Annotated in this window: 2 protein-coding genes; both read left to right on the forward strand. The window is 30.3% G+C overall.

The genetic code is table 11. The features are described from left to right. On the forward strand, positions 1-288 hold a 288-nt coding region (locus tag FOT98_RS32765), incomplete at its 5' end, for a hypothetical protein (RefSeq protein ID WP_144291229.1). A gap of 187 nt (positions 289-475) precedes the next feature. Further along, a partial coding sequence (locus FOT98_RS30460) for a PD-(D/E)XK nuclease family protein (RefSeq protein ID WP_144291230.1) occupies positions 476-1,471 on the forward strand: 996 nt, incomplete at its 3' end.

Here is a 1,471-nt window from a genome sequence, read left to right on the forward strand (position 1 = left end):
GACATTGAGACAGCTTGGAATGAAATAAAAGATTACTTTGAGGAACCTCGTTTTAAACATGAAAAAGTATGTTTCAGTAAAGGTTTGAAGTATAATTTCGAAGATCTTATTGAAGCATACAATGAATTATATTATGAAGAAACACCCGTCTACTTCAATTTACTACAAGTATTTAAAGAATACCATGCCAGTGAAAAACAAATATTAGCTGATCAGTTAACCATTTATCAGGTAATGAATACAAGAGTGCCTTATAGTACAGAGTCCTACTTTCCCAACACTAAATAATAGTTTGTAAATGTTATAGTATGAATGACGTATGAATCATCCATAATGAAATTTTCAAGCGAATTAGTAAATAGAATATGATTTCAAAACGACAAGAACATTTGTTCGTTAAAATTGTATTTAACGTGAAGAATAGATAGCTGTTTTTTTATTCTTCGTATATAATCAAATTTCCCACTATGAAAGGATGTTTTTTACTGTGAGATCTAATTTTGTAGATATTGTAGGGTATCAGTTTGAAAAAGTTCATACAGGTGCTATAAAATGGTTGTTAGACTCAAGCAATGAATTGATTGATCACAACGAAAAATCAAATGTGCTTCGCAATTTATATAAAATGTGTGGCATCCTCCCCCCTTTCAAAAGTTCGGATATTGATTTTATAGAGTGTAAACCCGAATTTTCTATCGGAAGTGGAAAAAGAGTGGATCTTGTTATTGAAATAACACTAAATAATGGTGACCTAAAATATATAGTAATCGAAATGAAAGTTGACACTATAGCCAAAAAAGACCAACTTACTGCAACCTACGATGGTTTTCACAGCAGCGAAGATGCTATATTTATTCTTTTCCTGTTTGGATCTTCTCAAATTTGTCAGATTCCAAAACATAAGCACTTTAATACTTTTTGCTTAAATGATATCATGTCTGCCTTTAATAACATTGATAGTGAGCACTATATATACAGGGATTGGATGGACTCTTTGCAAGTCGAGTTAAAAAAAGGTAAAACCATTAAGAACTTACTTCCTACTTTAACTAATATTAAAGATAAAGATTCTTGGCGCAAGAACGGGTATCGTACGCATTTCACTGCTTTTTATTACCTTTACAAACATCTAAAATCCAATTCAAAAAACGAAATAGCCTGGAATATTTACAGTGGTAATAATAATCCAATTATGAATTGGGAACCAGGATGGTTAGATAAAACCATTTCTAATAAAAAAATAACATTCTATTGGGAATTTAATTATCAAGATCTTATTTTAAAAGTTAAATTACCAACGGAAGGGTATCTTTCAAGTCAAGAATTACATCAATTAAAATCAAATATTATTTCAATAGTATCTAAAAATCCCCAAATTAAGGGAAATATTGCTCGTAGGCAATCAATACCTAGAGTATATAACTCCCTATATAAATGGAAGTTTGACTTTTTAACGGAGAGTTTTGAAGAG

The sequence above is a fragment of the Bacillus sp. HY001 genome (genome assembly GCF_007558965.1).
Taxonomy (GTDB): Bacteria; Bacillota; Bacilli; order Bacillales; family Bacillaceae_G; genus Bacillus_A; species Bacillus_A mobilis.